Source organism: Pseudomonas nitroreducens NBRC 12694 (assembly GCF_002091755.1).
Lineage (GTDB): Bacteria > Pseudomonadota > Gammaproteobacteria > Pseudomonadales > Pseudomonadaceae > Pseudomonas > Pseudomonas nitroreducens.
On record NZ_BDAI01000001.1, the window covers coordinates 1 to 25,834 of the forward strand.

Annotated in this window: 25 protein-coding genes; 16 read left to right on the forward strand and 9 right to left on the reverse strand. The window is 64.6% G+C overall.

What is annotated here, in order from left to right:
* The 3 genes from PNI01S_RS00005 to PNI01S_RS00020 form a co-directional block, all read right to left on the reverse strand.
* A partial coding sequence (locus PNI01S_RS00005; RefSeq protein WP_218191849.1) for an ESPR-type extended signal peptide-containing protein occupies positions 1-1,394 on the reverse strand: 1,394 nt, incomplete at its 3' end.
* A 530-nt stretch (positions 1,395-1,924) separates the two neighbouring features.
* Positions 1,925-2,812, reverse strand: coding sequence for a hypothetical protein (locus PNI01S_RS00015; protein ID WP_084357133.1), 888 nt, complete (start codon positions 2,810-2,812; stop codon positions 1,925-1,927).
* A 375-nt stretch (positions 2,813-3,187) separates the two neighbouring features.
* Positions 3,188-4,204, reverse strand: coding sequence for an RNA methyltransferase (locus PNI01S_RS00020; RefSeq protein WP_065085671.1), 1,017 nt, complete (start codon positions 4,202-4,204; stop codon positions 3,188-3,190).
* A gap of 206 nt (positions 4,205-4,410) precedes the next feature.
* On the opposite strand from PNI01S_RS00020, the gene PNI01S_RS00025 reads away from it, so the two are divergent.
* From PNI01S_RS00025 to PNI01S_RS00035, 3 genes are all read left to right on the forward strand, one after another.
* The gene (locus tag PNI01S_RS00025; RefSeq protein WP_024763830.1) at positions 4,411-4,851 is read left to right on the forward strand and encodes a hypothetical protein; all 441 of its coding nucleotides are present in this window, start codon (positions 4,411-4,413) and stop codon (positions 4,849-4,851) included.
* 96 nt (positions 4,852-4,947) lie between these two features.
* Positions 4,948-6,090 (forward strand): class C beta-lactamase, encoded by a 1,143-nt coding sequence (gene ampC / locus PNI01S_RS00030; RefSeq protein ID WP_084357134.1) that lies wholly within the window; start codon positions 4,948-4,950, stop codon positions 6,088-6,090.
* 217 nt (positions 6,091-6,307) lie between these two features.
* Positions 6,308-7,393 (forward strand): MBL fold metallo-hydrolase, encoded by a 1,086-nt coding sequence (locus PNI01S_RS00035; protein WP_084357135.1) that lies wholly within the window; start codon positions 6,308-6,310, stop codon positions 7,391-7,393.
* Positions 7,394-7,510: 117 nt separating this feature from the next.
* On the opposite strand, the gene PNI01S_RS00040 is transcribed toward PNI01S_RS00035, so the two are convergent.
* Positions 7,511-8,215, reverse strand: a complete 705-nt coding sequence (locus PNI01S_RS00040) for an MgtC/SapB family protein (protein ID WP_084357136.1) — start codon at positions 8,213-8,215, stop codon at positions 7,511-7,513.
* Between the two features lie 420 nt (positions 8,216-8,635).
* Here PNI01S_RS00040 and PNI01S_RS00045 point away from each other — a divergent pair, with 420 nt between their 5' ends.
* Positions 8,636-9,457, forward strand: coding sequence for an alpha/beta fold hydrolase (locus PNI01S_RS00045; RefSeq protein ID WP_084357137.1), 822 nt, complete (start codon positions 8,636-8,638; stop codon positions 9,455-9,457).
* A 172-nt stretch (positions 9,458-9,629) separates the two neighbouring features.
* Positions 9,630-10,256 (forward strand): cell wall hydrolase, encoded by a 627-nt coding sequence (locus PNI01S_RS00050; RefSeq protein ID WP_037009010.1) that lies wholly within the window; start codon positions 9,630-9,632, stop codon positions 10,254-10,256.
* On the opposite strand, the gene PNI01S_RS00055 is transcribed toward PNI01S_RS00050, so the two are convergent.
* The gene (locus PNI01S_RS00055) at positions 10,253-10,774 is read right to left on the reverse strand and encodes an RrF2 family transcriptional regulator (RefSeq protein WP_084357138.1); all 522 of its coding nucleotides are present in this window, start codon (positions 10,772-10,774) and stop codon (positions 10,253-10,255) included. The genes PNI01S_RS00050 and PNI01S_RS00055 overlap by 4 nt on opposite strands.
* 321 nt (positions 10,775-11,095) lie before the next feature.
* Between PNI01S_RS00055 and PNI01S_RS00060 the strand changes: the two genes are divergently transcribed.
* Complete coding sequence (locus PNI01S_RS00060; RefSeq protein WP_084357139.1) at positions 11,096-12,298, forward strand: NAD(P)/FAD-dependent oxidoreductase; 1,203 nt, start codon at positions 11,096-11,098, stop codon at positions 12,296-12,298.
* A 106-nt stretch (positions 12,299-12,404) separates the two neighbouring features.
* On the opposite strand, the gene PNI01S_RS00065 is transcribed toward PNI01S_RS00060, so the two are convergent.
* Positions 12,405-13,013, reverse strand: coding sequence for a TetR/AcrR family transcriptional regulator (locus PNI01S_RS00065; RefSeq protein WP_084357140.1), 609 nt, complete (start codon positions 13,011-13,013; stop codon positions 12,405-12,407).
* A 103-nt stretch (positions 13,014-13,116) separates the two neighbouring features.
* Between PNI01S_RS00065 and PNI01S_RS00070 the strand changes: the two genes are divergently transcribed.
* The 7 genes from PNI01S_RS00070 (at position 13,117) to PNI01S_RS00100 (ending at position 21,851) form a co-directional block, all read left to right on the forward strand.
* Positions 13,117-14,349, forward strand: a complete 1,233-nt coding sequence (locus PNI01S_RS00070) for an oxygenase MpaB family protein (protein WP_159457335.1) — start codon at positions 13,117-13,119, stop codon at positions 14,347-14,349.
* Between the two features lie 88 nt (positions 14,350-14,437).
* The gene (locus tag PNI01S_RS00075) at positions 14,438-15,454 is read left to right on the forward strand and encodes a DNA topoisomerase IB (protein WP_084357142.1); all 1,017 of its coding nucleotides are present in this window, start codon (positions 14,438-14,440) and stop codon (positions 15,452-15,454) included.
* A gap of 211 nt (positions 15,455-15,665) precedes the next feature.
* Positions 15,666-17,885 carry an ATP-binding protein gene (locus PNI01S_RS00080; protein ID WP_037006885.1) on the forward strand — a complete coding sequence of 740 codons (2,220 nt, stop codon included), beginning with the start codon at positions 15,666-15,668 and terminating at the stop codon, positions 17,883-17,885.
* An 18-nt stretch (positions 17,886-17,903) separates the two neighbouring features.
* Positions 17,904-18,365 carry a response regulator gene (locus PNI01S_RS00085; protein WP_024763819.1) on the forward strand — a complete coding sequence of 154 codons (462 nt, stop codon included), beginning with the start codon at positions 17,904-17,906 and terminating at the stop codon, positions 18,363-18,365.
* A gap of 10 nt (positions 18,366-18,375) precedes the next feature.
* Positions 18,376-20,760, forward strand: a complete 2,385-nt coding sequence (locus PNI01S_RS00090; protein WP_084357143.1) for a PAS domain-containing hybrid sensor histidine kinase/response regulator — start codon at positions 18,376-18,378, stop codon at positions 20,758-20,760.
* Between the two features lie 81 nt (positions 20,761-20,841).
* Entirely contained in the window at positions 20,842-21,540 is a 699-nt protein-coding gene (locus tag PNI01S_RS00095; RefSeq protein WP_084357144.1) for an AzlC family ABC transporter permease, read from the forward strand.
* Positions 21,537-21,851: an AzlD domain-containing protein gene (locus PNI01S_RS00100; RefSeq protein WP_024763816.1), complete on the forward strand. Its 315-nt coding sequence runs from the start codon at positions 21,537-21,539 to the stop codon at positions 21,849-21,851. The genes PNI01S_RS00095 and PNI01S_RS00100 overlap by 4 nt, the downstream gene beginning before the upstream one ends.
* Positions 21,852-21,864: 13 nt before the next feature.
* Here the strand turns inward: PNI01S_RS00100 and PNI01S_RS00105 are convergent, their stop codons facing one another.
* Positions 21,865-22,509 carry a TetR/AcrR family transcriptional regulator gene (locus PNI01S_RS00105; RefSeq protein WP_243779852.1) on the reverse strand — a complete coding sequence of 215 codons (645 nt, stop codon included), beginning with the start codon at positions 22,507-22,509 and terminating at the stop codon, positions 21,865-21,867.
* Between the two features lie 116 nt (positions 22,510-22,625).
* Here PNI01S_RS00105 and PNI01S_RS00110 point away from each other — a divergent pair, with 116 nt between their 5' ends.
* Positions 22,626-22,961: a P-loop NTPase family protein gene (locus PNI01S_RS00110; protein ID WP_037008997.1), complete on the forward strand. Its 336-nt coding sequence runs from the start codon at positions 22,626-22,628 to the stop codon at positions 22,959-22,961.
* A gap of 24 nt (positions 22,962-22,985) precedes the next feature.
* Here PNI01S_RS00110 and PNI01S_RS00115 read toward each other — a convergent pair whose 3' ends face one another.
* Together PNI01S_RS00115 and PNI01S_RS28420 are read right to left on the reverse strand one after the other, a co-directional pair.
* Positions 22,986-23,210, reverse strand: a complete 225-nt coding sequence (locus PNI01S_RS00115; RefSeq protein ID WP_143514238.1) for a hypothetical protein — start codon at positions 23,208-23,210, stop codon at positions 22,986-22,988.
* Between the two features lie 216 nt (positions 23,211-23,426).
* Positions 23,427-23,591, reverse strand: coding sequence for a hypothetical protein (locus PNI01S_RS28420; RefSeq protein ID WP_159457336.1), 165 nt, complete (start codon positions 23,589-23,591; stop codon positions 23,427-23,429).
* A gap of 81 nt (positions 23,592-23,672) precedes the next feature.
* Here PNI01S_RS28420 and PNI01S_RS00120 point away from each other — a divergent pair, with 81 nt between their 5' ends.
* Positions 23,673-23,888, forward strand: a complete 216-nt coding sequence (locus tag PNI01S_RS00120; RefSeq protein WP_084357146.1) for a hypothetical protein — start codon at positions 23,673-23,675, stop codon at positions 23,886-23,888.
* Positions 23,889-24,279: 391 nt separating this feature from the next.
* A complete protein-coding gene (locus PNI01S_RS00125; RefSeq protein ID WP_084357147.1) occupies positions 24,280-25,785 on the forward strand; it encodes an APC family permease in 1,506 nt (501 codons plus the stop codon).
* Positions 25,786-25,834 lie beyond the last annotated feature (49 nt).

Sequence of the window (25,834 nt, forward strand, 5' to 3'; positions counted from 1 at the left end):
CTGCCCATGCGGCCGTCGAGGCTGGTGATATTGCCTTCTGCCGTGGTCATGCGGCCGCCCAGGCTGGCGATCGAAGTCGCATTGCTAGAGATATCGGCGGTATTTTGCGTGACGCGGGTATCCAGCCCGGCGATCGATACAGCATTGGCAGCACTATCCGTGGCGTTCTGGGTCACACGACCATCCAGCTTGCCCAGAGCACCATCCACCTTGTCAAAGCCCGCTCCCACATTGGTCGCGGCGCCACTGGTTCCGCCAATGGTATTGGTCTTGGCCAGCAGGTAACTCGGCGCAGTGATCGCACCGTTGGTGCCCACGGTAGTGCTCAGAGCCGATGCGGCTGTCGCGGCGAGGTTCTCCACCTTGGCGTCTTCCGACTGCAATTGGCTGACGTTGACTGCGTCGGTTGCCTGCGAGCCAGCTGCCAGGTTGGTCAAGCGGCGCTCCTGGGTGGATGCGCCGATGGACACTTCGCCGTTGGTGGCGGAAGCCACACCCGACAAGGTGGCGATTCCCGGGTTGTAACCGGCAGCGGCAAGGTTCGCAGTGGTGCTGGAGTTGGCACCCAAGGCAACCGAGTTGCCCGCCGTGGCGACGGCGGAAGTACCCAGTGCCAGGCTGCTGGCGGCTGTTGCGCTGGCGGAAGTACCCAGCGCCAGGCTATCCACGCCCGAGGCATTGGTGCCATAGCCCAGCGCAATCGCATGGTCGGCCACCGCGTTAGCCAGGGTACCCATGGCGATCGAGCCGTTGCCCTTGGACGAGGAGTAGATGCCCATGGCGATGCCGCCGGAATCCTGCGCCATGGAGCCAAAGCCCATTGCGGTGGAGCCGAATCCATAGGCGCGGACGGCACAACCGATAGCCGTGGAGTTGTACCCGTATGCCAGGGTCGATCCGTTATTGACCGCGGTACCGCCGGCGTTGTTGCCAATGTTGCCGGTGCCGCCGATGAACTGGCTCGAGCCCCAGTTGACGTATCCCGTGCCTTTGTTGGCCTGCGAGCCATAATCGACTGTGGTTGAGTATTGCGGAGCCAGGCTGCTGAACAGACTGCTCATGTTGCCCAGCGCCCCAGGACCGGTCGTGTAGGTAGCGGTGAGGTCCTGGCAGTCGCCGTCAGGCGTCATCGCCAGGCCCTGGTAGTTGGCTTGCGCCCCCCAGCCACCACTCGAACCGGCAGCCCGAGAACCGTTGTTGCCGTTGACCGCTGCCCCCGTGTCGGAGAACGACGCTCCCGCAAACGCCTCGGGCAGGAAGCCGAATACGCTCATGAGGGCAGCAGCGATCAGACCACCGATGCGCCCTGCCTTGGTCCGACTTTTGGCCGTCTCCGCAGCCGCGACATAGGTCCCTGTTTTTTCACACCAGATACTGCGATATACGCGATTCATAAGAATTTCCCTCATGCCAAACGTAGGAATCGTCTCGTTTAAAAATCGAAAAGAGACGGGATGAGCGCATGTTATGGAGAGGCAAATTCCTATGAACTCAGATAATCCCATTACTTAGGTAGGATGATTCCTAAGACCATTTCCGCATGAAGCACGGAATACGCAATAAACGACCAGAACATAAATCTGGCCGACTCGTTTGAATCGTCACTTACAGAAATAGGAGATATCTCATCATGATGATTTCTCCTACAGACTGGAGTTGGAACCTACTGGCTGCCGCTTCGTAGCCGAGTCAGATAAAGTACTGCCTGCATCTACTACCCGGCGTGCGGAAGTACCCCCTCTCGCGGGTAAAAAAGCGGCAGCCTGAACCAGCCCGGGCGAGTCGTCGGCGAAGGCTTGAGCGCGCACAGAAAACAGAAAGGAAAACGCCAGGACTGTCCCACAGGGTGGGACAGTCCTGGCGATAAGACCTGCTCCCCCTCGAGCGACGGGGCCACTGCACGGGGAAGAGCGGCTGGTATCAATCAGGGTAACGTCGTCGAAAGATAATAGTTCTTGCCAAGTATCACTCCCCGGCCGAGCCAGAGCTGGCCGTAGCGTTTCAACACCACCCCCTCCCTTTTTGACACGTCGTAACGCAGGCCGGTGTCGGAGCTGAAGGAGAACTGATCGCTAGTCAGGCGATCCAGGCGATACCGGGTACTCGCGGGCGGAATATGCTGTTTCAGATCGTTCAGATAGCGCGGTGCCAGCTCCGCGAACAGTTTGGCAGCACTGCTCCGGTAATCACTCTCGGTCAGGCCCGGCGTGGCAGCCAGACGCCCAGCGATGAGTGCAAAGACGTCCGCATTGGCGCGGCTTTGCGCAATCCGCAAATCCATCAGCCTGCCCAGTGCGACGCTATCGAGTGTGACGGCTGAATCCGCCTTCACTTCACTTTTCCTTGCCTCCTCACCTGCAACTTTCCTGGCATCAGCGACGCTCCGAGCAGCCTGTGGCGTCGTCTCATGGGGCCGCATGAAGTCCTCGGGGGCAACAGGGGTCAGTGCGGAAACCGCATGATAGGCGGCACAGGCCGCAGCCTGAGCAGCCGTATTGCCGTTGACCAGTAGAGCCAGAGCGTCATTCCCCTGATGCGGCACCGAAGTCGGGTCGATCCCCAGCTTTCGCAACTGGGCACTGTTCTGCTCCGCGGTAACGCCATCATTGGCCAAGGAGCACAATTGATGGACAAGGGCGGGAACGCTTCGGCCATTGAAGGTGGGATACAGGGAGCGCACCGCCTCCTGAATGACCGGCAGTGCGGGCATGCTGACCGAATGGGCGGACGGCCCAGCCCCGGAGCCTTCATGCGGGCCGCAGCCAGCCAGAGTGAGCAATACCGCCGAGAAAACGAGGGATTTTGAGTTCATAGCAGCACCAGTTAGAAAGAGTGGCTCTCCGATATTGAAAGTCTTCAGAGAATGACCTGGTGATACTAGGAATTTACCCACTCGTTCTCGGTCATAAAATCCCACAACTCATGTAGGATATTTCCTATTAAGAATAGAAATTCATCGAAGTATTTCCTACGAATAAGTCTCGGGCGCTTTGGTTGATCAATTAAAAACCTACGAGAACCTGCTCTCGAAAATTCATCCCCCTGCGAACTCCCACCCCGGAACTGTGAACACAATCGTGACACCCCAGACACTCGCCTCAAGGTGAAGTGATGCTACTCGGCGCTATGTGCAGCCCCATGAATAAACGATCTCGAAGTACAAGGGTTTTCTCAAGGCTGAGCGGCGCTATCGGCGGGTGATGATCTGGGCGCGTGCACGCAGTTGCCCGCAGCCACCATCAACATCCTGCCCGGCGCTGTTGCGCACCTTGGTCAGCACGCCACGGCTGTGCAGGTAGCGGACCATTTCGACGATACGTTCGCTACCCGGTCGCTGATACAGGTCGCCCTCCAAAGCGTTGAACGGGATGAGATTGAGCACGCCGAACTTGCCCTTGAGCAGGCGCAGGATACCGTCGAGTTCTTCCTGACTGTCATTGATACCCTTGAGCAACGTCCACTGGTACTGGATCGGATAGTCCGTGGCGCGAGCGTAGGCCTCGCCCAGCTCCACCAGTTCGTCGGGGGTAATCTTCGGCGCACGCGGCAGCAGGTGCTCGCGCAACGCCGCATTGCTGGTGTGCAGCGAGAGCGCCAGCGCCGGCTTGATCCGCTGCTGCGGGAGGCGCTCGAACACGCGCGGGTCGCCGACGGTGGAAAACACCAGGTTCTTGTGGCCAATACCGCCGTCGGTGCCGAGGCGGTCGATGGCCTCCAGCACATTGTCGAGGTTGTGCGCCGGCTCGCCCATGCCCATGAACACCACCCTCTTCACTGGCCGCACACGCCGCGCGAGCACCAGTTGGGCAACGATCTCGCTGGTGGATAGCTGGCGCAGCAGGCCGCTCTTGCCGGTCATGCAGAAGCGACAGCCCACGGCACAACCGACCTGAGTCGACACGCAAACGCCGCCGCGCGGCAGCAGCACGCTTTCCACCATCTGCCCATCGGCCAGGCGTACCAGCAGGCGCTCGGAGTTGTCGCCGCCCGGGTGGCGCGACTGGATGGTCGCCAATGCATCCAGCTCGGCGGCAATCTGCGCCACGCCGTTGCGCACGCTCAGCGGCAGGAAGTCCTCGGTCGCCTGCCGCTTGGTGCCGGCATCCAGCGCCTTGCCCTGAAGCCAGGCACGCAGCATCCGGGCGCGATGCAGGGGCAGCGCGCCAAGGTCGGCAAGGCGTTGGTCGAGGTCGGATATTCGCATGGGGCGCGAATCCTACCACCCGCTGCCGGCTCGGCGTAGCGCTGCCGGTCGACGGCGCTGAAATATCCGTCCTAGACGCCTTGCTGTGACAATCACGTGCATCTTCCTTTGAGATTCGTCTTATTCAGCAACCGTTCATCGGGGCCCTACAGTGCCGCCGCCCCCAATCCAATGCAAAAAGGGGCATTTGCATACAAGGAGTAAGCATGAAGAAGTTCCTGAGCGCCGCCGCACTCGTCTCGGTCGCCGCACTTGCCACCGGCTGCACCAGCTACAACGTCAGCCAGCCGATCGCCCCGATCGCCGGTGCCGTCAAGACCGACCTGAAGGCAGACGTTGCCGTCGGCGGCCCGATCAGTGGCCAGTCCCAGGTCAACATCCTGTTCGGCTTCATCAAGTTCGGCGGCGACAGCCAGTACGCCGATGGCGTCACCTACGGCGCCGAGAGCGGTTCGGGCATGAGCCTGGCTGCCTTCGATCCGGTTTCCTCGGTCAAGGCCGCTGCCGCTTACAAGGCCGTGAAGAGCTCCGGTTCCGATCTGATCGTCGCACCGCGCTACGAAGTGAACGTGCAGGATTACTTCATCTTCAAGAAGGTGGACGTCAAGGTCACCGGCAACAAAGGCAGCATCAACAACATTCGTTGATGGACGCCGGGCGGGGCATCGCGCCCCGCCTACCGCTGGAGCGACGGAGCAGGTGGTGCTAGGTTCAGTCCTTCTACACCGCAACAGGACGTCTTCATGCGCCGGACCGCTCCCCTCGCGCTCAGCCTCATCGCACTCGCATTCTCCAACCTCGCCCAAGCCACCCCGCCGGACTTCGATGCGAAGGTGAACAAGCTCGCCCAGCAGGTCATGCGCGAACAGAACATCGCCGGCCTGGCCATTGGCGTCACCAACCATGGCGAGCAGCATTTCTACAATTTCGGCGTGGCGTCGAAGCAGAGCAAGCAGCCGGTGAGCAGCGATACGCTGTTCGAGATCGGCTCGGTGAGCAAGACGTTCACCGCCACCCTTGCCGGTTTCGCCGAGGCCAGCGGCAAGCTCAAGCTGCAGGACAGCCCGACGCATTATCTGAAGGAACTGCGCGGCAGCGCCCTGGACAAGGTAACGCTGATCCAGCTCGCCACCCACGTCACCGGTGGTTTCCCACTGCAACTGCCCGACGAGGTGAAGACCCCCCAACAGCTCACCGACTACTACAGGACCTGGCAGCCGCAGTACCCCGCCAACACCCAGCGGACGTACGCCAACCCCAGTATCGGCCTGCTCGGCATCGCCACCGCGCGCGCCCTCGATGTGCCGTTCAAGACCGCGATGCAGCGCAACGTCTTCGCCCCGCTGAGCCTGAGCAATACCCATATCGATGTGCCCGTGACGCGCCAGGGTGTCTATGCCCAGGGCTACGACAAGGACGACCAGCCCGTGCGAGTGAACCCCGACCAGATCGCCGATGAGGCCTACGGGGTGAAATCCAGCAGCCGTGACCTGCTGCGTTTCGTCCAGGTGCAACTGGGCGAGGTCAAGCTCGGTGCCAAGTTGCAGGCGGCGGTGGATGCCACCCGCACCGGCTATTACCAGGTCGGCCCGATGACCCAGGACCTGGTCTGGGAGCAGTATGCCTACCCCCCCAAGCTCGCCGAACTACAGCAATACAACGGCCCTTCGATGGTGCTGGAGAGCCAGCCGGTGAAGGCTCTGCGCAAGCCGCTGCCGCCGCAGCAGGACGTCTGGGTGAACAAGACCGGCGCCACCGGCGGCTTCGGTGCCTACGTCGCGTTCGTCCCGTCGAAGCAGCGTGGCATCGTCATCCTCGCCAACCGCAACTACCCCAACGAGGCGCGGGTGAAGCTGGCCTGGGACATCCTCTCGAAGCTGGATTGACGCGCTTGCTGTGGCAACGAATCTTGGCCGCGATGTCTCCCGGCAGCTCCGCCGCCCAGCGGTTCGCGAGCAAGCTCGCTCCAGCAGGGCCTCTCCCGAGGCGCGCGGCTTGTATCGATGCCGGTGATGTTCTGAATCAAAATGCCGGTAATGATCCCTGGCGGCGGAGCCTGTAGCGTGCTGTCCTGACAGACTCCGCCTCCAGAGGATCAGTGCCTTGCCCCGCCTCCCACTGCAACGCGCGCCCATCGGCAACTACGACCACTCCGCGCAATCGCGCGGAGGTCGCTTCCACAACCTCACCCCTCGCCCGGCCGACATGCCCGAGCCCAGCGCGAGGGTGCTCTGGGATGTACTGTTCAACAAACCGAAGAACACCGTGCCGCGCGCTCCAGTGCCCGTGCGCGCGCTGACTCCGGTCGAGCTGGACTCAGCGCCTGACCGTAGCCTGTATCGCCTCGGCCACTCCACCCTCCTGCTCAAGTTGCGCGGCGGCTGGTGGCTGACCGACCCGGTGTTCTCCGAGCGCGCGTCGCCCTTCAGCTTCGCCGGGCCCAGGCGCTTCCACGCACCGCCGATTGCCCTGCGGGACCTGCCGCCGATCCGCGGCGTGATCCTCTCCCACGACCACTACGATCACCTCGACCGCGCGACCATCGCCGTGCTGGCCGAGCGCGCGGAGGTCTTCCTCACCCCGCTGGGCGTGGGCGACCGCCTGCTCGACTGGGGCGTACCAGCTGAGAAGATCCGCCAACTGGACTGGTGGCAGAGCACCACGGTGGACGGCCTGTGCCTGACCGCTACCCCGGCGCAGCACTTCTCCGGCCGCGGTGTACGCGACGGCAACCGCACCCTGTGGTGTTCCTGGGTGATCGAGGACGACAGCCTGCGCATCTTCTTCAGCGGCGACACCGGCTACTTCGACGGCTTCGCCGAAATCGGCCGGCGCTTCGGCCGCTTCGACCTGACGCTGATGGAAACCGGTGCCTACAACGAGCACTGGCCTTACGTGCACATGCACCCGCAACAGACTGTGCAGGCGCACCAGGACCTCAACGGCCGCTGGCTGCTGCCAATCCACAACGGCACTTTCGACCTGGCCATGCATGCCTGGTACGAACCCTTCGAGCGCGTGCTGGAAATCGCCGGTGAACGCGGCCTGCCCGTCACCACGCCGATGATGGGCGAGCGTATCGCCATCGAAGTACCGCATAGCGCTGAGCGCTGGTGGCGCGGCGTAGTGGCAGAGGAGGCCCGCGCACCGGCGCCGCGCTGTGGTTGTCGTGCCGCCCGCGAAGGATGAAACCACAGTAGCCTGACGCCAATCGCGAACCGAATCCGCTCCTACACGCGGGGTGAAGTCGGCATTTGTAGGAGCGAGCTTGCTCGCTCCTACGAAAAGCCATGGATGCTCGCATACTCAATCGCTGGCCAGTTCGAACAGCTGCCAGCGCACCGAGCTGACGCCCTTCTCCAGGCTGATGCGGCTGACCATGCGCTCCAGCTGTCCGGCGGCGCCATGGCCGCCGAGCAGTTCGGCGCGCACTTCCAGTTTCGCCGGGTTGGTTTGATCCTCGCTGTGCAGCGATTGCAGGCGCAGTTCGCTGCTGTCCAGGCTGTGCAGCATCAGGCTGCGCACTTGGATCTCGTCTTCGGCGCGGCAGATGATCGCGACGCCGTAGCGCTGCTCCGCTTCACTGGCCGGCACTACGTCCTGGTGGTTCAGGCGCAGGGCGATGTCGCGCAGCAGGATGTTGGCGCAGAGCACCACCACGCTGCCCAGCGCGGCTTCGAGCAACAGCCCCATGCTGCACAGCACACCGATGGCGGCGGTGCACCAGAGCGTGGCAGCAGTGTTGAGGCCGCGCACGTTCAGGCCATCGCGCATGATCACGCCGCCGCCGAGGAAGCCGATGCCGGACACCACATAAGCGGCGATGCGCGGAGCGTCGGCCGAGAGCCCCGGCATCGCCTGGGTCATCAGCACGAAGAGACAGGCACCGGTGCTGACCAGCGCATTGGTGCGCAGGCCGGTCAGGCGCTGGCGCAGCTGGCGTTCGGCGCCGATCAGGGCGCCCAGGATGAGTGCCGCGGCAACCCGCAGCAGGAAGATTTTCCAATCCATGTTCCACCTCGTTTGCGGCGCTCGGCCGCTCCATGCGCCGGGCGATGCCGGCGCGCATTCGGGTGGTGGATTGCGAGGGAGCGAAGGGCCGGTTGGCCCCGCAGGGGAATGGTGAGACGTCATCCCGCGGCGGGATGCGTATCGCCACTGTCCGCAACGCAGCGAGACAGTGGCAGGGTTCTGCCGGACGGCTCGCTGTTCAGACCTGTCGCAATCGACCAGGGCAAGTGTCCAAGGCAGGACTCCTCTATTGATTCAAAAAAAGCGACCGGGCCCGGTGTGAGCACTGCCCGGGACAGCCCCGGCCGCGAGTCGTCATCATCCCCGGGCAGCCTTAAGGTTTCCTTAGTGCCCGGCCAATGGTTGGCATTGGCCGGGACAGGGCCCTACCATGCGCCCCTGCCCGATCAGGAACACATCATGCCGTCCGCCATCGTCACCCGCGAGCACTGGATCAGCAGCGAGAAAGGCCAACTGTTCGCCCAGGCCTGGACACCCGCCGGGAACACTGGCGAGCCGATCCTGCTGCTGCATGATTCGCTCGGCTGCGTCACCTTGTGGCGCGATTTCCCGGAAAGCCTCGCCGGCGCCACCGGCCGCCCGGTCATCGCCTATGATCGCCTCGGTTTCGGTCGCTCAGAACGCTACCCCGGCGCCCTGCCCCTGGACTTCATCGACGAGGAAGCACGCACCGTCTTCCCTCTGCTGCAGCAGCACTTCGGTTTCGAGCGCTGCGTGGTGTTCGGCCATAGTGTTGGCGGCGCCATGGCCGTGACGTCCGTGGCACGGCATCCGCAAACCTGCGCGGCGTTGATCACCGAGTCGGCGCAGGCCTTCGTCGAGCACCGGACCCGCGACGGCATCCGCGCCGCGGAACTGGAATTCGCCCGCGAGGGGCAGTTGCAACGCCTGCAGAAGTACCATGGCGACAAGGCTTTCTGGGTGCTGCGCGCCTGGGTCGACACCTGGCTGTCGGACGACTTCAGCGACTGGAACCTGGACGCCGAACTGGCGCAGGTAAAGTGCCCGACCCTCAGCCTGCATGGCGAGCAGGACGAGTACGGCTCGGCCGCCCACCCGCAGCGTCTCACCTCGATACCGGGCGTACCGACGATGCTCAGGCTGCTGCCCGATTGCGGACATGTTCCGCACCGCGAACAGCAACCTGCCGTGCTGAAGGCGGTGGCCGAGTTTTTCCAGCGCCATGTGCCCCAGGCCCCGTCAGTCGTGGGGCGCAGGTAATACCGTCTGGCTGAAAAATTGAATCCGGGTTCGCGCAGGGCGGTCACAACGACCAGGCGCCGTCGCTTCGCTTTCTTTTCCCAGGGAGCAGCCTCAAGGGCGCCGTCGCGCGGGTACCGGAAGGGCCCTGCGCAACGGCCAGACTGGTTTTGTCGCGCAGGTAGGTTCGATCATGTGCCGCCTTCATTTTCTTCCGCTGTTATTGCTCGCGCTCTGGGCACCCTCTTCCATCGCCGCTGAGCTGGGCACATCCACCGATGAGAAAGCCCAGGCCGCCGTGACCAAGGGCGAAGTCCTGGAACAACAGGTCGCCCACCCCGCTACCGCGGTAACCACCGCAGCACCCATCACCAAGGCCGAAGTGAAAGCCGTCGACCCCGCCGGCAAGGCGCCGCTGGACGACGCCGTCGTCTGCCTGTCGCGGACCCTCTACTGGGAAGCCAAGGGCGGCGGCCGCGCCGACATGGAGGCGGTGGCCAATGTGGTGCTCAACCGCATGGGCCACGGTGGCTTCCCCGACACCGTGTGCGGCGTGGTCAAGCAGGGCCAGGAGCAGAAACACTGCCAGTTTTCCTGGTGGTGCGACGGCCGCTCCGACCAGGTGGAGGAGAAGAACCGCTACGACATCGCCAAGGAGATTGCCCGCAAGGCGCTGAACCAGCAGCTCAGCGACCGTACGCGCGGCGCGATGTACTTCCACGACCGCCACGTCTCGCCGTCCTGGGCGAAGGAATACATCCGCACGGCCGAGACAGACGAGTTCGTCTTCTACAAGCCGCGCGGCGGCGATGCGCGTTAGCTGACGGCATTGCTGCCGTCGCGCTGGGCATCCATCCAGCGCACCAGGGCCTCGCCGAACTCCGCCGGCGCCTTGCGCCCGACGCGGCGTGCGAGATCGAGCACGGTGTGCTGGGCCAGCGCCTCTTCCATGCGTTTCTGCGCGGTCAGCATGACGGCGTGGATCGAGCAGGTACCGCAGGTCGCCCATTCCGGCGGCGAACCTTCGAACACCGCGCAGCGGCCGCGGATGTCGCGGCACTCGAAGATCTGCTTGTCGCCATCGATGGCCCTGACGATGTCCAGCACGGTGATTTCGTCCGCCGGCCGCGCCAGGCGGAAACCACCGCGCACGCCTTCGGTGGCTGCTACCAGCCCAGCCTTGGCCAGTTTGGTGAAGACCTTGGCCAGCAATTCCTGGGGCACACCCTGCAGCTCCGCCAGCGTTCGCACGCTGGAGTCACGGCTGTCGCCCTTCTCATCCGTCAGAAAGAGCAGGCAGTGAATGCCGTACTCCACCCCTGCACTGTATAAAGCCATCACAAACTCCGACTAATTTAGTCGCACAAATATCAAACTACAGCCTGCACCCGACCAGCACTTAAGCATGCAACCAGGGGGATTGTAACCCGTCGAGCCCTGCTTGCAGTACTTCCAAGCGTGCAGAGAACAAACAGAAGCAGGACTACCGCCTCCGCCGTAGGGGTGACGAACGGTCGGAGTTTGGGAAAAAAACAATTGCCTCGGATAACTACGACAAATATAGTCGTAGTTATCCGAGGCAAGCCGGGAAGCAAACCGCTCCGATGTCGGGCACTCGGGAACCCTACAACCTGAATTCATCCTTTCGTCGGAGAGACCATGAAACAACGCATCCTGATCGTCGGCACCGGTTTCGCGGGTATGTGGAGCGCCCTGAGCGCCACGCGCCTGCTCGATCTGCACCAGCGCGGCGACGTCGAAGTCGCTGTGCTCGCCCCGCAGGCCGAACTGCGCATCCGCCCGCGCTTCTACGAGCCGAACGTGCACCAGATGGCCGCGCCGCTGGGCGACCTGTTCGGCGCCGTGGGCGTGACCTTCATCCAGGGCAGCGCCGAGCAGATCGACGTCGACGGGCGCCAACTGGATTACCGAGATGCCAGCGGTGAGATCGCCACCCTGGGCTTCGACCGCCTGATCCTCGCCAGCGGCAGCAAGGTTGCTCGCCCCGCCCTGCCGGGCATCGAACACGCCTTCGACGTCGACGACATCGACCAGGCCATGCGCCTTGAGACGCATATCCGCTCGCTGAACCAACTGCCGGAATCTGCAGCGCGCAACACCGTGGTCGTTGCCGGAGGCGGCTTCACCGGCATCGAGACCGCCACCGAAATGCCCGCGCGCCTGCGTGAAGTTCTGGGCGCGGACGCCAAGGTACGGGTGGTCGTGGTCGATCGCGGCGCCGAGATCGGCGGTGCGCTGGGCGTCACGTCGCAATCCGTGGTGGCCGAAGCCTCCGCCGAACTGGGCGTGGAATGGCGCCTGAAGGCCTCGGTGGAATCCATCGACGACAGCGGCGTCACTCTCTCCAGCGGCGAGCGCATCGAGGCGAAGACCGTGATCTGGACCGCCGGCGTGCGCGCCAGTTCGCTGACCGAACAGGTTGCCGGCGAACGTGACCGCCAGGGCCGCCTGCATGTGGATCGTAACCTCCAGGTGATCGGCCAGGATGCGGTTTTCGCCACGGGCGACGTGGCCTATGCCGCCGTGGACGACGCCGGCAACTACGCGCTGATGACCTGCCAGCATGCCATTTCCCTGGGCCGCTCGGCCGGCAACAACGCTGCCGCCGACCTGCTGGGCGTAGCCCCCATCCCCTACAGCCAGGAGAAGTACGTGACCTGCCTGGACCTGGGCGCCTGGGGCGCATTGTTCACCGAAGGCTGGGACCGCCAGGTGCGTTTCCTGCGCGAGGAAGGCAAGAAGATCAAGACCGAGATCAACACCGTGTGGATCTACCCTCCGGCCGCTGATCGAGCCACCGCGCTGGCAGCGGCCGATCCGATGATCCCGGTCGTGGCCTGATCGGTTGAGAAAAGCCCCGGTTGGCGCGAGTCTTCCGGGCTTTTTTACGGGCGGACCCAGCCTCACTCCTTGCATGCGCAGGCTCGCCGGGAGAAGACAGCCGCCCCTACGGATGCCGCACAGCGCGCGGCAGGCACAGGGCTTCAACCATCCGCGCCAGGGTATGGATCACTTCCTCGCGCCCCAGCAGCGGCTGCGCATCGCTCAGGTAACGCGCGCAGGTGTACTGCACGGAGTTGATCACCACGAAGAGCACCGCCGGCAGGTTGTCGATGCGGTAATCGTCGAAGTGCCGAATCAGGTACTGCCGGCACACCTCCATCATCTGCTGCTCCAGGGCATGGAACACCGGCGCGGAATTGAGCCGGTGCCAATGCCGCAGCAGCTCGCACTGCGCCGAATCTCCCTCCACCTGCTGGAAGATGCCCTCCAGCACCGCACGGGTGACGCTGCCGATGTCCGCGCCCAGTAGCGGCGTCACGCGCTCGTGCACCACCTTCATCAGCGTGCCGGCGCGCTGCATGAGCAGGGCCTCGACGATCATTTCCTTGTTCGCGAAGTACTGGTAAAGCGAGCCGACGCTCACCCCGGCTCGACGCGCGACGTGGTTCGTGGTCAGGCCATCCAGGCCGTGCTCGCCGATCTCCAGTGCAGCGGCCTCGAGCAGCACCGCGACCATCTCGCTGGCGCGCTGCTGCTTGGGTTGCTTCCTCATGCCTATCCCCCGATGCGAGTCGGATGCGAGTTGAATGCGAGCAAATACTCGCAATAGCGTAACTCGACGAATCCTCCCGGCAACCAAACCAAGGTATGAATCGATGTGCGCAACTGACCTGCCTACCCGTCACGGCGCTGACCTGCAGCGCGCTCGGCGCACCGCTGCGCCGGTCAAGCGCTTCCTCAAGGGCCCTAGCGAGCCGGATACCGCGACCTGGAAGGCCATCGGCGCGTCCCTCACGGTAGGCGATGCTCCCATGGATACGCTGCTGGAGTGGATGTTCGAAGTCGGCCTCGGCAAGAGCATGCGGTTGTATGAACAGGCGCTGCACCAGGGCATTGCCGCCATCCCCGACGCACCCGAGGCACTGAGAACCTTCTTCGCCCGTGTCGAAACACCGCCCGCCTGGGTCGACCCGCAGCGCCTCGACGAGGGCGCCCGCGCCTGCGGAATTTCCGGGCTGACCGGTATGCGCGTGCTGCGCGACCTTGGCTTGCTGGCCGGATACCAGGCCTCCGCGATCAACCGTACCCTGGTACTCACCGGCGCGCTGGAAAAAGGCCCGCAGCGGCGTATCGCCGAGACCACCAAATGGTGGATCGACTGCACCCGCCCAAGGGGCATGGCGCGCGGCGCAGCGGGCTACCGCAGCACGCTGCACGTACGGCTGGTGCATGCATTGGTGCGACGTCGGGTGTCGCGCCTGGAGCAGTGGGACTTCGCTCACCATGGCCTGCCCATCAACCAGGGAGACATGCAGGCGACCTATCTGGCCTTCTCGGCGATCTTCCTGATCGGCCAGCGCATGCTGGGCGTAGTCCTGAGCCAGCGGGAGCGCGAAGCCATCAGCCACCTCTGGCGCTACATCGCCTGGCTGATGGGCGTCGAGGAGCGCTGGCTGTGCGCCAGCGAGAACGACGCGATACGCGCGCTCTACCACAACCTGCTGTCCCAGGCACCGCCGGACGAGAGCAGCCGCATGCTCGGCTGCGCGCTGGTGGACGAACCCCTGCAGCGCCACTACGCCAACTTTTCCTGGTTGCGCGGGCGCCTGAACCGGGCGATCCACCTGAGCATCGCCAGCACCTTCATCGACGACCAGGGGCGACGCGCCCTCGGCCTGCCCCGCGGCAGCCTGCCTTGGTACCCGTTGCTTACGGCCCCGCCCCGCTTCCTCGGCCACTGTCTGCTGCGCGTCATACCGGGCGGTCGCAACTGGCTGGTGCGCCGCGGCCTGCGAATCCAGGAGGATTACCTGCGCACCCTGTTTGGCGGTAGCGACCCCAGGCTGATCTCGCCCGTGCCTCTGGCCGTCGAGGATCGGCACTCCTGAGCTTGGCCATCCCGCCGGCGGATGAAAAAAAACAGCACTCCCGATGCCCTTTCGCGATCCATTACCGAAGAGACCTCGAGGAGCCGCCATGAGCACATCGCCGGAGCTGCTGGACCTGCCCCCCGACCTGCACTACGTCGACGACAGCCTGCCAGGCATCAGCCGGCGTCGCCTGCGCGGGCGCTTCGCCTACTTCGACCCGGGCGGCGAACGCATTCGCGTCGAAGCGGAGATCGAGCGCATCGACCGCCTGGCGATTCCGCCAGCCTATATCGATGTGTGGATCTGCATCGACCCGCTCGGCCACCTGCAGGCAACCGGCCGCGACGTGCGCGGGCGCAAGCAGTACCGTTACCACCCGCGCTGGACCGAGGTCCGCGACAGCGCCAAGTACGAGCGCCTGCTGCGCTTCGGGGAAAGCCTGCCAGCGCTGCGCAGGCGTATAGAACGGGACCTGGCGCTGCCCGGCCTGGGAGCGGAAAAGGTCATGGCGACCGTGGTCGAACTGCTCGATCGCACCTTGATCCGCATCGGCAACGAACGCTACCGCAAGGAAAATCGCTCCTTCGGCCTCACGACGCTGAACAACCGCCATGTCGAAGTCCAGGGCACGCGCATTCGCTTCGCCTTTCGTGGCAAGAGCGGCATCCGCCACAGCGTGGACATCGAACACCCGCGCCTGGCGCGCATCCTCCGGCGTTGCCTTGAGCTGCCCGGGCAACAGCTGTTCCAGTACCTGGACGCAGACCGCCAGCGGCACATGATCGACTCCCGCGATATCAACGCCTACCTGCGCGAGCACGCCGGCGAGGAGTTCACCGCCAAGGACTACCGCACCTGGGCTGGCACCACCCTGGCCCTTGAGCACTGCCGCAGGACCCACTGGGAAGACGAGAAGAGCGCCAACCGCCAGCTCAAGTCGATCATCCAGCAGGTGGCCGACGAACTGGGCAACACTCCGGCGATCTGCCGCAAATGCTACGTGCATCCGCGGGTGATACAGGCCTTTCTTGCTGGCGAACTGAGCGGATTAGCGAAGGCGCGCAAGCGCAAGAACCTCAGCGCCGAGGAAGCTACCCTGCTGGCTTTTCTCCAGTCCGACTGAGCTGCTCATGGCGCCGCGAAGACTGCCGAAGCGGAAAAGCCTAGACAAATGGCCCTCGGCCATTAGTGCGAAAAGCGTCTAATACGGCCAAACTGAAAAACTTTCATACGGGACTAACAGAGTATTCCCGCAACCAACTTCCGGCTCACAGAGTCGGTCCCCAACGGAGTGCCTAACCTTGCCCGCCGCAGAGACCGCCCTCGAACAAGCCATGGAGCGCTGCGCCCAGGAGCCGATCCAACTGCCCGGCAGCATCCAGCCGCAGGGATTCCTGCTGGTACTGGATGAATCCGACCTGCGTATCCTCCAGGCCAGCGAGAACGCCCAGCGCTGGCTCGGCCTGCCCGCCAGTGACTTGCTGGGCCGCGACTTCGCCGCACTGCTGGCCGATGACTTCGACCTGCGCGAACACCTCAAGCGCCTGCCCGACAGCGAAATATTCCCTTTCCACATTGGCGACGTCAGGCTGCGACACAGCCCAGGCGCCGGTGAGCCCACCTCGGTGATGGTGCACCGCCACGATCAGGTCCTGATTGCCGAATTCGCCCCGCACCAGGAGCGTCCCGGGAACCCGTCCAACGTCGATTTCTATCCATTGGTGCGCGCCTTCGTGGCCGGCCTGCACAACGCCAACAGCATCGATGAGCTGTTGCAACGCTCGGTGCAGGAGGTCAAGCGCATTACCGGGTTCGGCCGGGTCAAGGCCTACCGCTTCGATGCGGAAGGCAATGGGCTGGTCATCGCCGAGGCGGCCGACCCCGGCTATCCGCAGTACCTGGGATTGTGCTTCCCGGCCTCCGACATCCCCCGCCAGGCCCGTGAGCTGTACCGGGTCAACCGCATCCGGGTCATCGAAGACGCCAACTACCAGGCTTCGCCACTTGTACCGGTCGACAATCCCCGCACCGGGCGCCCGCTGGACATGAGCTTCGCCGCCCTGCGCAGCGTCTCGCCCGTGCACCTTCAGTACATGCGCAACATGGGCACGCTGGCTTCCATGTCGCTCTCCATCGTCGTCGATGGCCGCCTCTGGGGGCTGATTTCCTGCCACCACCGCGAGCCGCGCGCCGTCGGTTTCCAGACACGCACCGCCTGCGAGTTGCTCAGCAGCGTGCTGTCGTTGCAGATCGAGTCCCGCGAATCCCATTCAAATACCCGCCGATTGCTCGATCTGCGCCAACGCATCGTGCAGATGCTTTCCGCAATGGCCGACCACGACAGCATCAGCGGCGGCCTGCTGGAGTTGCCCGCAGTAATGCTGGAGTTCGCCGCGGCCACCGGCGCAGCGATCGTGTCCGCCGAGCGGATCGATCTGCTTGGCGTCACCCCGCCAGCCGCGCAGGTCAACGCGCTGATTCACTGGCTGGCCAAGCGTGGCGGCGAGGTGGTGTTCCAGACCGACAACGTGAAGCGCGACATCGACGAACTGCCTGAACTCGCCCAGCATGCCGGCGGCGTGCTGGCCGTGGCAATTTCACAGATTCACTCGCACTACCTGGTCTGGTTCCGCCCGGAACAAGCGCGCACGGTAAATTGGGCCGGACGCCCGGCGAAGGAGATCGACGCCCAGGGCCAGTTGAATCCACGCCATAGTTTCGAGCGCTGGCGCGAGGAAGTACGCGGTTTCTCCGCCCCCTGGGAGCCGCTGATCGTCGACGCCGTGGTGGAGCTTCGTACCTCGGTACTGGGCATCGTGCTGCGCAAGGCCGAAGAACTGGCCCAACTGGCGGGGGAACTGCGCCGCTCCAACAAGGAGCTGGAAGCCTTCTCCTACAGCGTTTCCCATGACCTGCGCGCGCCGCTGCGGCACATTGCCGGCTACGCCGAGCTGCTGGGCGAAATCGAGGGAGAGGCGCTGAGCGAGCGCGGCCGTCGCTTCCTCCAGCACATCGAGGATGCCGCGCGCTTCGCCGGCACCCTGGTGGACAACCTGCTGAGTTTTTCGCAGATGGGCCGCTCGGCGCTCCGCCTGTCCGAGGTGGACCTCAACGCGCTGGTAGAAACCATCCGCACGGAAATGGAGCCCGACTACGTCGGCCGCCAGATCGACTGGAAGCTGGAGACGCTGCCGAAACTGATCGGTGATCCGGCGTTCATCAATCTTGCGCTGCGCAACCTGATCGCCAACGCCATCAAGTACACCCGCGGCCGCGAGCCGGCCCGCATCGAAATCGGCGCGAAACAGACGCGGGATGAAACCGAGATTTTCATCCGTGACAATGGTGTGGGCTTCGATATGGCTTACGCCAACAAGCTGTTCGGAGTGTTCCAGCGCCTGCACCGCATGGAAGAATTCGAAGGCACCGGCATCGGCCTGGCCAGCGTGAGGCGCATTATCGAGCGCCACGACGGCCGCGTCTGGGCCGAAGGAGTTATCAACCAGGGCGCGACATTCCACTTCGCCCTGCCCCGCCACCCACAGCCCCACTGAAGGAAAGCCATACGTATCATGCTCAAACCCATTCTCTTGGTGGAAGATAATCCCAGGGACCTGGAGCTGACGCTGGTTGCGCTGGAACGCAGCCAACTGGCCAACGAAGTCATCGTCATGCGCGATGGCGCCGACGCGTTGGACTACCTGCTGCGACGAGGAGCCCACGCCGAGCGTGCCGATGGCAATCCAGCGGTGCTGCTGCTGGACCTCAAGCTGCCCAAGGTGGACGGCCTGGAAGTGCTCAAGGTGGTGCGCGACACCCCCGAGCTGCGCAGTATCCCCACGGTGATGCTGACCTCCTCGCGGGAGGAGCCGGACCTGCAACGTGCCTACGAATTGGGCGTCAACGCCTACGTGGTGAAGCCGGTCGAATTCAAGGAATTCGTCACCGCGATTTCCGATCTGGGGATTTTCTGGGCCGTTCTCAATGAACCTCCGCCCGGATCGTTGCGTCTGAATCGTAGACGCAACCCGTGACGGAGCGGTGATGTCCGAAGTTCCGCTGAAACTGCTGGTCGTCGAAGACAGCGCCATGGATGCCGAGCTGACCCTGCTACGCCTGGAGCGCAGCGGCATGAAGATCGACGCTCGGCATGTCTTCGATCACAACGGAGTCGAACATGCCCTGCACGAGGGCAGCTTCGACCTGATTCTCTGCGACTGTGTGCTGCCCGGTTCCTCCGGCACCCACGTGCTGGCCATCGCCCAGCGCCTGGTGCCTGATACCCCGTTCATTTTCCTCTCGGGCATCTATGGTGAGGAGCACGCGGTGGAGATGATCCGCCTCGGCGCCACCGACTACGTGCTGAAGAAGAACCTATCGCTGCTGCCCAAGGCAGTGCGCCGCGCCCTCACCGAAGTCCAGGAGCGACAGCGTCGACGTCGCGCCGAAGAGGCGCTGGCGGACGTCGAGGCGCGCGCGCGCATCGCCATCGACGCCGCCGGCATGGGCACCTGGGACCTGCGTCCGGAGGACGGCCTGCTGCTCTGGGACGAACGCTGCAAGACGCTGTTCGGCCTGCTGCCGGACACCGAAATGACCATGGATGTGTTCTACAACGGCATCCATCCCGAAGATGTGGAGCGGGTGCGCGAAGGCGTCGAGCGCGCCATGGACCCGCGGGGTAATGGTCGTTACCGCGTGGAATTCCGCATCGAACAGCCCGACGGGCTGGAACCGCGCTGGCTGCTGAGCAATGGGCAGGCGCGATTCGTCGATGACCGCTGTGTTCGTTTCTCCGGCGTGCTGCAGGACATCCACCAGCAACGCAAGGCTACCCAGGCCCTGGAACAGCTCAACGAAATGCTTGGCGAACGAGTCGAGCGCCGCACCCGCGAGCGCGACCGATCATGGGATCTGTCCCAGGACCTGCTCGCCGTGCTCAACAGCGACCTCACCCCGGTCGCCCTGAACCCGGCCTGGGAACACACCCTGGGCTTCCAGCGCCAGATGCTCTCGCGCATGTCGCTGTTGCAGCTGCTGCCCGAGCAGGACCAGGACGCCTTCCTCACCGAGTTGGCCGCCCTCGCCCACGGTGGTACCAGCGCGCGCTTCGATGGCCGCATACGCCACGCCAGCGGCAAGCAGCGCTGGCTTTCCTGGGTGGTGGTACCCGAAGACACCCTGCTTTACGTGGTCGCCCGCGACATTACCAGCGAGCGCGAGGCTGCGCTGGATCTGGCCGAAGCCAATGCCCGGCTGCGCGAGCAGATCGCCGAGCGCGAACGAATCGAGGCGGCGCTGCAGCAGATGCAACGGCTGGAGGCGGTAGGCCAGCTCACCGCCGGTGTCGCCCACGACTTCAACAACCTGCTGACGGTGATCCTCAGCGGCTCCACCTTCCTCGAGCGCGACCTGGCGAAGGGTGATTACGAAAAGGCCGGCAAACGCTTGCAGCACATCCGCGAGGCCGGCGAGCGCGGCGCCAAGCTGACCGCGCAGATGCTCGCCTTCTCCCGCCGGCAGCGTCTGGAACCAGTGCCGCTGAACCTCAACGACACCCTGAGCGGCCTGGAAGAGCTGCTGGCCCGCTCCCTGGGCGGCAATATCTCGGTGCGCCTGGAACTCACCGATGGCCTGTGGCAGGCGCTGACCGATCCGACCCAGACAGAGATGATCATCCTCAACCTGGCGATCAACGCCCGCGACGCCATGCCGGCCGGCGGCCAGTTGATCCTTTCCGCTCACAACATGCACATCAGCCACAGACCCAGCCGCCCGGAGCATCCCGAACCGGGAGACTACGTGGTGTTGTCAATCCGCGACACCGGCTGCGGCATGGACGAGGAAGTGCTGGGCAAAGTGTTCGAACCCTTCTTCACCACCAAGGACATCGGCAAGGGTTCGGGACTGGGGCTGGCGCAGGTGTTCGGCTTCGCCAAGCAGTCCGGCGGCGGTGTGCACATCGACAGCGAGCCGGGGCGCGGAACCCAGGTGAACGTCTACCTGCCGGCCGTGGAACGTGCGCAAGCGGCTGACGACAGCGTGCGTGACCCCAGCGGCGACCTCACCGATAGCGGCCACGACCGCAATATCCTGCTGGTGGACGACGACGACCTGGTGCGCGAACTGCTCGGCGACGCCCTGCGCCTCTACGGCTACCGGGTGCGTCAGGCCAACAGCGGGCAGCAGGCTCTGGAGATGCTCGACGAACACGTCGACCTGCTGCTCACCGACTTCGCCATGCCCGAACTCAACGGTGCGCAGATGGCGAAGATTGCCCGCGAGCGTTTCCCCTACCTGCCGGTGGTGTTTCTCACCGGCTACGCCGAACTGCAAGGGCTGGAGCTGCCCGGCAGCCTGGTGATTCAGAAGCCGGTACATCACGAGGAGCTGGCCCGGTCCCTTGGCGAACTGCTGGGCATCAGCTGAATTCGACAGCAAGATTGTTCAAGCCACGCACCAGGCTTCTCTGCGACGCTGAAGGCACTTATCGGCCTGCAAGAAACGCTCATGTCCCAAGATCAGCTTCCTTCACGTGCCTTCCTCAAGGGCGCCATCGACATCACGCCGCTGTCGCTCGCGGTCCTGCCCTGGGGGCTGCTCGCCGGCTCCCTGGCCATCGACGCCGGGCTTTCGCCACTGCATGGCCAGGGCCTGTCCGCCATCGTCTTCGCCGGTGCTGCGCAACTGGTGGCCATCGGCATGCTCAAGGGCGGCGCCGGGTTCTTCTCGATCATGATCACCACCCTGCTGCTGACCTCGCAGCACCTGCTCTACGGAATGACCCTGCGCCCGGTGCTCTCCGGCCTGCCGGGACGCTGGCGCGCCGGCCTGGGCTTCCTGCTCACCGATGAATTCTTCGCCCTCACCAGCGGCCACGACCGCCAGACCTTCAACCGCTGGTACGCCCTGGGCGTGGGGCTGACGTTCTACATCGCCTGGAACCTCTTCACCCTCGCCGGCGTGCTGGTGGGCACCAGCATTCCCGGTCTGGAACACCTGGGCCTGGACTTCTCCATCGCCGCCACCTTTGTCGCGCTGATCGCGCCGGTGGTGAAGAACATCCCCACCCTGGTCTGCGTCGCCGTCTCGCTGTTCTGTTCGGTGCTGTTCAGCTACTGGCAGGTCGGCTCGGCACTGGTGCTTTCCGGGCTGGCGGGCATGTTCGCCGGCTTTGTCTGCCAGAAACTCTCGGGGGGGCGCGCATGATGGTCTGGGCAGTGATTTTCGGCATGGGCCTGATCGTGTTCTTCAACCGCTACGTATTCCTCGAACCGCGCCTGCCGATCCGCCTGAGCAGCAACGTGCGGCAGTTCCTCGGCTTCGCCGTGCCGGGCATGCTCACTGCGATCTGCGGGCCGATCGTGTTCCTGCCCGAACATCAGTTGAACCTGCGCCTGGACAACCCCTACCTGCTCGGCGCCGTGGTCGCCGTGGCGCTGGTGCTGTGGACGCGCAACGTGCTGCTCAGCGTGATCCTCAGCATGGGCGCGTTCTACCTGCTGCGCTGGTGGCTGTGACCGACGCCGGGCTTCAGCCCGCCGCGCCCCGCCCGTAGTACGCCAGCACCAACTGCACCAGCGCTTCCTCGATGCCCTCCCGCCGTCCAGGGATCAGGGCGCCGGGGTCGTCCAGCAGGGCACGCAGGACACCGCCCACGGCATGGGCGAGGACGAACACCTCGGCCTCGTCGAGCTTGCGCAGCTGCTGGTCGTGGTCGACCAGGCCATGGGTCACCAGGTGGGTCATGACGCTGCCGCGCAAGGCGGGCAGCGGGCTGCCGCCGCCGCGCGTCATCAGGTAGTGCATCAGCGCCTTGTGCGCGCCGGTGCGCCCGCCATAGGCGCTGACGGCGGCGTGAATCACTGCGCGGATGCGCTCGCCGGGCGCCTCCGGCGGGCGGCCGGTGAGCGCGCCCATGATGCCGGTAGCCAACGCTGCCAGTTCGCGCCGGGCCAGCTCGTCGAGGATCCGCTCCTTGTTGGGGAAGTACTGGTAGAGCGAGCCGACGCTGACCCCCGCCAACTCCGCCACATGGTTGGTGGTGAACCCCTCCAGGCCGCGGCGCTCCAGGATGCGCCGCGACGCCTCCAATATGAGCTCGACCTTCTCCAGCGCCCGCGCCTGCCGCGGCAGGCGGCGGTTATCTGGATGATTTTCCGCTGTTTTTCGGTTCACCTGGGGCCACCGGGAAAGCGAGTACAGCAAGCGTCGCGTCCTACCTATCATGGCAGCCACATCGAGGCCGGCAAGTCGAGCGGATGAACCGCAGCGGCCGGCGCAGGAGACCCGCCATGAGCCACAAGAGCCACACCGCCCCGCTGGACGACGACATCTGCGTGCACATCTTCGCCGCGTCCGGCGCCATGGTCGGCGTGTGCCTGACAGTGGTGGGCATCCTGCGCATCATCGTCGGCCAGCACCGCGTCGACCTGATCGGCCAGGACATGCTCGCGCTGAACACGGTGATCTACCTGGCGACCACCCTCACCGCCTATTTCGGCCTGCGGACCCGCAAGCTGCAGCGCAATCACCGTCTGGAACGCGTCGCCGACACCCTGTTCCTGGTAGGCCTGAGCATCACCACCCTGACCACCGCCTTCATCGCCTGCGCCATGTCCTGCTGCTGAAACGCCGCTTGAATTCCGGCATCGCTATTTTGAAACAGGTATTGCGATCAGCCTGCCGTTCAGAAGAAAGGACATACAAACCGCCAGGTACGCCCAGCAAGCCATCGCCGCGCCGAGGCTGACCGAACCGGAGATGGCCGCCTGCCAGGCGGCGACAACCCTGTTCGAGCGCACCGAGGCGCGCTGGTGGGTTTCCGCCAGGGCGGGAAGGAAATCACCGGCACTGCCGTGCTTGGCCACCAGCGGCAAGACCCACCACCCCATCGTCCAGTAAAGCGGAGCGGATGCCGGCCGGCTCCCGGGACCGCCTTCGAAATCGCCCCGCAGGCGCTGCTGGCGGCACACGCATACGCGGTATGGAACTGCCAGCGGGTCAGCGTGCAATTACCCGCCCGGCCTCCAGGCGTGGGTCCACATCAAGGCCCGGGGCGAGCCGCCATTTACCAGCCTGCCTGCATGGACTCATTAGCAGAACTTCAGTGTCGACCAGTTCATGACCCACGGCGGAGTTTCCGCGACCAAGCCCGAGGCCAGGTGGATCAAGGGTTTGATGCCAGTTCCCGCCTCGGCGGAAATTGGCATCAAACCCGTCCCTCGAGCGATTCGATCATTCATACCAGTTTTCTTCATGGGTCCCTCCTGCGGCTGCTCACTAGACTGTGGTCACTCGCGAGCATCACCCCACTGCACCTCCTTACCGAGAACATTCCAATGAAACTGCTCACTGCCAGTACCCTGACCCTTGCCGCCCTGCTCGCCAGCCAGGCGTCCATGGCCGAAGAATCCGCCCTGATGACCAACCGTCTGACCCAGGCCAACTACCAGGCTCTGCAGGCCACGCACGACAAGACCGACGCCGGACAGCAGACCGCTCAGAACGCCCAGCCGAGCGTCGAGAAAAAGGCCGAGCAGGACAAGCACTGCTGATACCGCTTCACACCGGGAGCGCGCTGTCGCTCCCGGTTCCCCCGCCCCCACTCCCTCTGCATCCCACCCTGCCTGTCCCTTATGCCGCCCTGCAGGAATGCGCCGTGCGCGCGATTGCGGCCCACCACCCTCCTGGAGAAGCGACCCGCTCCTACCGGTATACTTCGCACAAAACATCAGCAACAGCTGATGTCAGTGCAATCAAATATGAATTTTTCCTGATGCGGCAGCGCCCTACTCTGGCCATGCGCTGCACTGACAGCGCCAGCTACTCAGCCGTCCTTTAGAGACGCGGGTTCTCGATAACAACTCCAACTGCCCCGAGGATCTCCCATGCGCCCCGTCATGCCTGGCCGTGAATCCCCCTATTCCCTGAACCCCGGAGGCCGGCATGTCTGACCTTCGCAGCCCTGCCGTCGCTACCAGCAACGGCGACGAAAGCCTGCTCGCCAGCCACGGCTACCGCCAGGAGCTGGACCGCGGGTTGAACCTGTGGTCGTCGTTCTCCGTCGGTTTCGCCACCATTTCCCCGGTCGTCGGCATCTACTCGGTGATGTCCCTGGGCGCCATGAGCGTCGGGCCGTCCTGGGTATGGGTCGTGCCCCTGTGCCTGCTCCTGCAACTGACCGTGGCACTGGTGTACGCCGAGCTGTCCTCGCAGTTCCCGCTGGCTGGCGGCTGCTACCAGTGGGTGCGGCGACTGATCGGCGACCGCGCGGCCTGGTTCACCGGCTTCCTCTACCTCGCCTCCGCCCTCGCCTCGCTGACCACCGTCGCCTACCTGGGCGGCTTCTGGCTCGGCCTGCTGGTGACCGGCGAACCGCCGTCCGCCAATGCGCAGGTACTCTGCGGCGCGGCGCTGCTGGCCCTTGGGTTGGCGGTCAACCTGCTGGGCATCAACCCGCTGAAGTACTTCGTCAACGCCGGCATCTTCGCCGAGGCCATCGCCTCCATCGGCATCGGCGTGCTGTTGCTGCTGTTCTTCCGCAACCACTCCTTCGAGATGCTGTTCAGCAGCCTCAATGCCCTGGAAGTCTCCGGCGGCACCTACTGGAGCGGCTTCCTGACAGCACTGGCGGTGGGCGGCTGGGCCTTCCTCGGCTTCGATGCCTGCTCGCAGATTTCCGAGGAAACCACCGACGCCCGCGTCTCCACGCCCCGCGCCATCCTGCGTTCGATGCTGGTGGTCGGGCTGACGGTGATGCTCACCGCCTTCGCCGTCACCCTGTCGTACAAGGACCCGGCCGCCGTGGTCAGCGGGCAGGTCATCGACCCGGTAACCCCGGCCGTGGTGGACGCTTTCGGTGCCTGGGCCGAGCGGCCGTTCGTGGCCATCGTGCTGGTTGCCTTCGTCGCCTGCGTGGTCTCGGTGCAGACCTACATCGGCCGCGCCATCTTCGGCATGGCCCGCGATGAAATCCTTCCCGGTTCCGCCCTGCTGCGCCGCGTCGACAAGCGCAAGGTACCGATGGCCGCGATGGTCTGCAGCACCCTGCTGGCCAGCCTGGGCCTGGCCCTGGGGCTGAACGCCACGGCGGTCGGCACGCTGATCGCCTTCGGCAGCGGCGGCTTCTTCTTCGTCTTCCTGATCGTCGCCGCCAGCGCGCTGTATGCACGCCTGACCGGACGCTGGAACCCGGACAAGGGCGCACTGAAACTCGGCCGCAAGGGCCTGCTGGTCAACGTCATCGCCGTGGTCTGGCTGGTGTTCGAGGCGATCAACGTGGCCTGGCCGCGGGAGATGCTCGCCCCGCCCGGCGCGCCCTGGTTCCAGGTCTGGGCGGTGGTCGTGGTGTTCTCCGCCCTCGCCCTGTTCGGCCTGGCCTACCTGTTCATCGCCAAGCCGCACCGCCGCATCGCCACCAGCCTGAGCTTCGCCGGCCGCGCCGTCGGCTGAGCGCTCACCTGAACGCCTGGCGCCGGGCCTGTCCGGCGCCCTGTTTCCC